This is a genomic window from Sporichthyaceae bacterium (assembly GCA_036493475.1).
In the GTDB taxonomy this organism is placed as follows: Bacteria; Actinomycetota; Actinomycetes; order Sporichthyales; family Sporichthyaceae; genus DASQPJ01.
On the sequence record DASXPS010000064.1, the window covers coordinates 1 to 6,762 of the forward strand.

Sequence of the window (6,762 nt, forward strand, 5' to 3'; positions counted from 1 at the left end):
CCATGCGGCGCACCGACGCCCGCGGCGTGTACAGCCACTGGATCCTCGAGGTGCACCTGATCGACCGAGCCCGCGGGTTCGGCGGTTTCGTCGAGGAACTGCTCGACCTCGGCCCCCGCGCTCGCTGACTACACAACGCCCTGCCCGCGCAGCGCGTCGACCTCCTCCGTCCCGACGCCCAATTCGGCCAACACGACCGTGGCGTGCTCACCGAGCGCCGGCACCGGCCCCATCGGCGGGGTTCGGCCGACGAACACCGAAGTCACGTCCGACAACAAGCCCATTCGCTCTGACGCCATGTCAGTTCGCGGCAGTCGGGGCACCGTTGCCTCCTCGCGTTGGTCAGCCGGTCAGCAGCGCGCGTACCTTCGCCAGTCGGTGGTACTGCGCGAGGATGTCCCGCGCCGCGGGCATCACCACGAATCCCTCGGCGCCTGCCTCGCGCAACTCGGCCAGCCCGGCTGCCACCCGCTCCCCGTCGCCGACCAGCGTCCAGCGCCCGAGCTTCTCCGCGGCCGGGCCGTATTGGCCCCGGGCGAACGCCAACGCCTCCGCCTGCCCCGCCGCGAGGTCGTCGGTGACGTGCACGAACACCATCTGCAGCACCGTGCACGGTGGACGGCCGTACGCCGCGCAGTAGTCGTGCAGTTGGGCGCGCGTCTCCGCTAACCGCTTCGCGGACATCCACACGCCGAGCCAGCCCTCGGCGACCCGCGCCGCGCGGCGCAGCGCGGCCTGCGACCGGCCGCCGACGACCAGCGGCGGCGCGTTCGCCGGGACCGGCTCGAGCACCGGGGAGCGGACCGGCAGCAGCGGACCGGGGTGGTCCACCGGCTCGCCGCGCAGCAGCGCACCGACGATCTCCAGCGACTCGTCGAGGCGGGCACCGCGCTCCGCGACCGGCACGCCCACCGCCTCCCATTCCGCCGGGTTCTCCCCGCCGACCCCAACGCCGAAGATGAAACGGCCCGGCGCCAGCGCGTCGATCGAGGCGATCTGCTTGGCCGTCCACACTGGATTGCGCAGCGGCAGCAACAGCACCCCGGTGCCCAGCACCAGCCGCTCGGTCCGGCTCGCCGCGGCGGCCACCGCGGTCAGCGCGTCGATCACCGGCGGGTAAAAGTTGAGGTGGTCGCCGACCCAGCCGGAGTCGAAGCCGAGCTCCTCGACCAGCGCGGCGCCGGCCGCCAGCGGCGGTGGCCCTTGCCGGAACGGGTCGAAGCTCGGGAGCATCACGCCGAAGCCGGTGTTCGCGACCGTCAGCACCGCGCCTCCAGTAATCGGGACGCCCGACACCCTAACCGCGCACCCCCGGTAGCCGGACATGCGCAAACGGAGAGCCTGTGGACTTCACCTTCACCCCGGAGCAGGAGGACTTCCGCCGGGAGCTGCGCGCATTCGGCGAGAAGGTACTCGCGCCGTACTACCGCGACGGCGACCTGGCCGGGACGCTGCGCCCGGAGATCCCCAAGGCGATGGCCGGGATGGGCCTAACCGGCCTGCGCATCCCCGAACGGTTCGGCGGCCAGGACGCCGACGCGGTGACCACCGGCCTGGCCGCGTACGAGGTATCCCGGGCCGACATCAACGCCTGCTACCTGCTGCTGCTCAGCGCGCTGATCGGCGACATCCTGATGGCCGCCCCGCGCGAGGATCAGTTGGCACGCTGGCTGCCGCCGATCGCGGCCGGCGACTCGGTGCCGCTGCTCTGTCTGACCGAGCCCGGCCAGGGATCGGATGCCGCGCACCTGGAGTTGCGCGCGATCCCGCAGGGCGACGGCTGGCTGCTCGCCGGGGAGAAGACGTCGATCTCGATGGGCATGACCGGCGACGTGGCCGTGGTGTTCGCCCGCACCGGCGGGGCCGGTCCGCGCGGCGTGACGGCGTTTCTGGTGGACCTTGACGACGCCCGGGTGTCCCGCACCCCGCTGGACGACGTGGGCGGTCGGGCGATCGGGCGCGCCAGCCTGTACTTCGACGACCTGCCGGTGAGCCGGGAAAACCTGATCGGCGAGGAGGGCCAGGGCTTCATCCGGGTGATGGCCGGGTTCGACTACTCCCGCGCGATCATCGGCCTGATGGCCCTGGGCACCGCGTCCGCGGCGCTGGACGACGCGATGGAGTACGCCCGCACCCGCGAGGCGTTCGGCAAGCCGATCGGCACGTTCCAGGGCTTGGCGTTCCCGCTGGTGGAGTGCGCCACGCAGCTGCGCGCGGCCATGCACCTGTGCTTCGAGGCGTTGGCGCTCAAGGACGCCGGTAAGGACCCGGCGGTGCCCGCGAACATGGCCAAGTGGTGGGCGCCGAAGCTCAGCGTGGACATCATTCACCAGGCATTGCTGACGTTCGGGCACGCCGGCTACTCCACCGACAACCCGCAGGGTCAGCGGATGCGCGACGTCATCGGTCTGGAGATCGGCGACGGTACCGCGCAGATCGCCAAGCTGGTGGTGGCCCGGCATCTGCTGGGCCGCGACTTCGCACCCTGAGCAACCGTCAGTTGTCTTCCGGCCAGCGATCGACGAAGCGGACGGCCTCGAGGAAACGGCCCGGCACGGGCTTGAACACGGCCGGGTCGGTGTGCGCCACCGGTATCAGCCCGATCTGCAGGTAGCCCTCGGGGATGCCGAGCAGCGCCGCCGCCTCTGCCTCATTCTTCAAGTGCAACGTGGTCAGCACGGTGCCGAGATTGCGGGCCCGCGCGGCCAGCATGAAGCTCCACACCGAGGGCAAAATCGAGCCGTAGAGCGAAGCGTTGGCGAACGCATCGTCGGTGCGTCGGCCGCGGATGCACGGGATCACGTGCACCGGCACCCGGTGCAGCACGTCCACCAGATAGGCCGCGCTCCCGTAGACCCGGGCATTCTGCGGGTCACTGTCCTTGAGTTCGGCGGCCCGCTTGGTCAAGTAGTCCGCGGCAGACCGGGCGTAGATGTCGGCCAGGCCCGCGCGCAGCTTCTCGTCGGTGACCACGAGCCATCGCCAGCCCTGCGCGTTGCTTCCGGTGGGTGCCTGCAGGGACAGCTCGATGCAGGAGTCGACGACTCCCGGGTCCACCGGCCGGTCCAGATCCAGCCGCTTGCGCACGCTGCGGGTGGTGCTCAGCAGTTCGTCGACGATGGCGAGGTCGAGATCGGTCATCGTTTGCCCCTCCCTTTCAAATAACACAGGCCCTTCGGGTGGACACTGCGGAAGTGCTCTTGGACATCCTTGCCCGGACGTCGGCCGACGTAGCGGGCACCTCCGCACGTTCGGTGAAAACCCGGCTGATCGCCGACTGCCTACGTGCGGCACCCGCCGCCGAGGTGCCGATCGTCGTCGCATACCTGGCCGGCGAATTGCGGCAGCGCCGCACCGGGCTGGGGCCGGCTGCGCTGCGCGTTCTGCCGTCCCCGGCCACCGAAGCGACCCTGACGATCACCGAGGTGGACGCAACATTCGCGGCTATGAGCGAACTGTCCGGCCCGGGGTCGAGCACGAGACGGCGGGAGATGTTCGGTGCGCTGGTCGAACGCGCGACCACCGACGAGCAGCGACTCCTCGCAGGCCTGGTCGCCGGCGAGCTCAGGCAGGGTGCGCTGGACGGACTCATGGTGGAGGCGGTGATCGCCGCGTCGGGACTACCGGCGGCGGAGGTCCGCCGAGCTGTGATGCTCTGCGGCGCCGTGGCCCCGGTGGCCGAACGGGCCCTGCTCGACGGGCTGGCAGGGCTGGCCGAGTTCGCCCTGCAGGTCGGCCGACCGGTCCGACCGATGCTCGCCCAGCCGGGTACCGACGTCGCGGACGCACTGACCCGCACCGGCCCGGCCGCCGCGGAGTGGAAGCTCGACGGGATCCGCATCCAGGTGCACCGGGACTCCAACACCGTGTGGGTCTTCACCCGCAGCCTCGATGACATCACCGCCCGGATGCCCGACGTCGTCGTCGCTGCGCTCGCCCTGCCCGGGCAATCGATCGTGCTCGACGGCGAGGGCATGACGATGCGGGCCGACGGGCGTCCGGCGCCGTTCCAGGACACCGCCGCTCGGGCCGCACGGCAGGGTCCGACGCAGGCGATCGCCGTCATGCCGTACTTCTTCGACTGCCTCCATCTCGACGGCGTCGACCTGTTGACCGCACCCGCCGCCGAGCGCCGGGCAGCACTGGAACGCGTGGTCCCGCCCTCGATGCTGGTGCCGCGCGTCGAGGTCACCACCGCGGCGGAGGCGGCGGCCGTGCTCACCGATGCGATTGCGGCCGGCCACGAGGGCGTCGTGCTGAAGTCGCTGAGCGCACCGTACGACGCCGGCCGGCGCGGCGCGGCCTGGGTGAAAGTGAAGCCCCGTCACACTTTCGATCTGGTGGTGCTCGCGGTGGAATGGGGACACGGCCGGCGCCGCGGGAAGCTGTCGAACCTGCATCTGGGCGCCCGCGACGGCGCGGGCGGGTTCGTCATGCTCGGCAAAACCTTCAAAGGCATGACCGACGAGATGCTGACCTGGCAGACTGGACGCTTCACAGACCTGAAGATCTCGGACAACGGCTGGGTCGTCACGGTGCGGCCGGAACAGGTCGTGGAGATCGCGATCGACGGCGTCCAGCGCTCGACCCGCTACCCCGGCGGAATTGCGCTGCGGTTCGCCCGCGTCCTGCGCTATCGCGACGACAAGACCGCCGACGAGGCCGACACCCTCGACGACGTGCGCCGCCTCAGCGCCCCGTGAAACTCGCCTTACCCGGCCCGTTCTGCACGAACGAGCGCATCCCTATCTTCTGATCCTCCGTGCCGAACAACGCGGCGTAGGCAAGCCGCTCCACCTCCAGGCCGGAGGCCAGGCCCGGGTCGATACCGCGGTCGACCGCCGTCTTCGCCGCGCGCAGCGCCGCCGCCGGACCGGACACGAACTGCCCCGCCCAGGAAAGCGTCTCGGCATACACGTCGGCGGCCGGCACGACCTTGTCGACCAGGCCGATGGCAAGCGCCTCCGGCGCCTTCACGAACCGGCCGCTGAACAGCAGATCCTTGGCCCGGGCCGGACCGACCAGCCGCGGCAACCGCTGCGTACCACCCGCGCCCGGAATGACCCCCAGCAGCATCTCCGGCAGCCCCAACTGCGAATCCTCGGCACACACCCGGACGTCGGCGCACATCGCCAGCTCACACCCACCGCCCAGCGCGTACCCGGTGACCGCCGCGATCACCGGCTTCGCAATCGCGGCGACCGCGTTGAAGCACCGGTGCAGCGCCAGCGAGAACCGCGTCGCGTCCGCGTACGTCAGCCCGTCCAACTCCTTGATGTCCGCCCCCGCGGCGAAGATCCGCTCGCCGCCATAGATGACCACCGCCGCGACGTCGTCCCGCACACTCGCCTGCACCGCGACAGCGCGGATCTCCTCCTGCATCGCGAAGTTCAGCGCGTTCATCTTGGGCCGGTCCAGCCGCATCGTGCCGATGCCGTCCGCGACCTCGAGGCGTACGAACTCACCCACGACGGCCTCCTCGCTGCTGCCGCGAATTCCTACCACGTTAGGTTCGCGGCATGACCGATCGCCCACCCCTGCCCCCGTTCACCGCCGAGACCGCAGCACAGAAGGTCCAGGCCGCCGAGGACGCGTGGAACAGCCGGGACCCGCAGCGCGTTGCGGCGGCCTACACCGAGGATTCGGTGTGGCGTAACCGCGACCAGTTCCTCACCGGCCGGGCGGCGATCGAGGCCTTTCTCACCGGCAAGTGGGAGCGCGAACTGGACTACGCCCTACGCAAGTCGCTGTGGGCGTTCGCGGGCAACCGGATCGCGGTGCGCTTCCAGTACGAGAGCCGCGACGCCTCCGGCCGGTGGTGGCGCAGCTACGGCAACGAGCAGTGGGAGTTCGACGACGAGGGCTACATGCGCCGCCGCGAGGCCGGCATCAACGACGTGGCCATCGCGCAGAGCGAGCGCCGGATCTTCGGCCCGCGCCCGCAGAGCGAGCGCGGCCAGGACATCCCGCTGGACTGATGCGCCAGTAGTGCGCCGCGAATAGGTCGCCGTCGGTAGGGAAGTGTCGGTGCGAGGTCGATGTAGATGGCGTATTACCGTGCGGATCTGGCCCTGGTGCACCACCGCGGCTTCGGCGCACACGCGCAGGCGTGCGCGCCGGGCATCCTCGAGTTGCTGCGGGGGGTGCGCGGCGGGACAGTGCTGGAGCTCGGCTGTGGCAGTGGCCTGCTGACCAAGGAGCTCGTTGCGGCCGGCCACACGGTGATTGCCACGGACGCGTCTGCGGCGATGCTGACCCTGCTCGAAAAGCAACGGCTGCCGCGTGTGGAGACCCGGCTGCTGCAGCTGCCCGGCCCGCTGCCGCACGCCCATGCCATCGTCAGCGTCGGGCATGTGCTGAATTACCTCCCCAACACCGCGGCCATCGACCGCACCTGGGCCGGAATTGCCGCCGCACTGAAGCCCGGCGGCGTGCTCGCCGTGGACATCTGTGACCTGGAATGGGGACGGGCGCGGCGTGGCGCCCAGCTGCATGCGCGACAGGGCGAGGACTGGTCCGTGGTCACCGAGTTCTCCCGGCCCCGACCGGACCTGTTCGTGCGGGACATCACCACCTTCATACGCGACGAGGACGGCACCTACCGCCGCGACCACGAACGTCACGACAACGTCCTGCTCGACACGGGCGCGCTGCCGAGGAAACTGGCCAGGCTGGGCCTGGACGTGAGCATCGGAAACGCCTTCGGCAGCGAGGAATTGCCGGTCGGCCTGCGCACCGTCGTCGGCACCCGGGTGCCGACCG

General features: G+C 70.7%; 8 protein-coding genes. 4 read left to right on the forward strand and 4 right to left on the reverse strand.

The genetic code is table 11. The features are described 5' to 3' along the window. Positions 1-128: 128 nt before the first annotated feature. Both VGJ14_07140 and VGJ14_07145 read right to left on the reverse strand, forming a co-directional pair. Complete coding sequence (locus VGJ14_07140; protein HEY2832183.1) at positions 129-257, reverse strand: hypothetical protein; 129 nt, start codon at positions 255-257, stop codon at positions 129-131. An 85-nt stretch (positions 258-342) separates the two neighbouring features. Beyond that, the gene (locus VGJ14_07145) at positions 343-1,266 is read right to left on the reverse strand and encodes an LLM class flavin-dependent oxidoreductase (GenBank protein ID HEY2832184.1); all 924 of its coding nucleotides are present in this window, start codon (positions 1,264-1,266) and stop codon (positions 343-345) included. Positions 1,267-1,343: 77 nt separating this feature from the next. On the opposite strand from VGJ14_07145, the gene VGJ14_07150 reads away from it, so the two are divergent. Continuing rightward, on the forward strand, positions 1,344-2,489 hold the full coding sequence (locus VGJ14_07150) for an acyl-CoA dehydrogenase family protein (protein HEY2832185.1): 1,146 nt from the start codon (positions 1,344-1,346) through the stop codon (positions 2,487-2,489). 7 nt (positions 2,490-2,496) lie between these two features. Here VGJ14_07150 and VGJ14_07155 read toward each other — a convergent pair whose 3' ends face one another. Then, on the reverse strand, positions 2,497-3,141 hold the full coding sequence (locus tag VGJ14_07155; GenBank protein HEY2832186.1) for a nitroreductase family protein: 645 nt from the start codon (positions 3,139-3,141) through the stop codon (positions 2,497-2,499). 38 nt (positions 3,142-3,179) lie between these two features. Between VGJ14_07155 and VGJ14_07160 the strand changes: the two genes are divergently transcribed. Continuing rightward, complete coding sequence (locus VGJ14_07160) at positions 3,180-4,703, forward strand: ATP-dependent DNA ligase (GenBank protein HEY2832187.1); 1,524 nt, start codon at positions 3,180-3,182, stop codon at positions 4,701-4,703. Here VGJ14_07160 and VGJ14_07165 read toward each other — a convergent pair. Next, positions 4,690-5,469, reverse strand: a complete 780-nt coding sequence (locus VGJ14_07165) for an enoyl-CoA hydratase-related protein (protein HEY2832188.1) — start codon at positions 5,467-5,469, stop codon at positions 4,690-4,692. The two genes, VGJ14_07160 and VGJ14_07165, sit on opposite strands and share 14 nt — an antisense overlap. A gap of 50 nt (positions 5,470-5,519) precedes the next feature. Between VGJ14_07165 and VGJ14_07170 the strand changes: the two genes are divergently transcribed. Both VGJ14_07170 and VGJ14_07175 read left to right on the forward strand, forming a co-directional pair. Beyond that, positions 5,520-5,978 carry a nuclear transport factor 2 family protein gene (locus VGJ14_07170; GenBank protein ID HEY2832189.1) on the forward strand — a complete coding sequence of 153 codons (459 nt, stop codon included), beginning with the start codon at positions 5,520-5,522 and terminating at the stop codon, positions 5,976-5,978. Positions 5,979-6,044: 66 nt separating this feature from the next. Next, on the forward strand, positions 6,045-6,762 hold a 718-nt coding region (locus VGJ14_07175; protein ID HEY2832190.1), incomplete at its 3' end, for a class I SAM-dependent methyltransferase.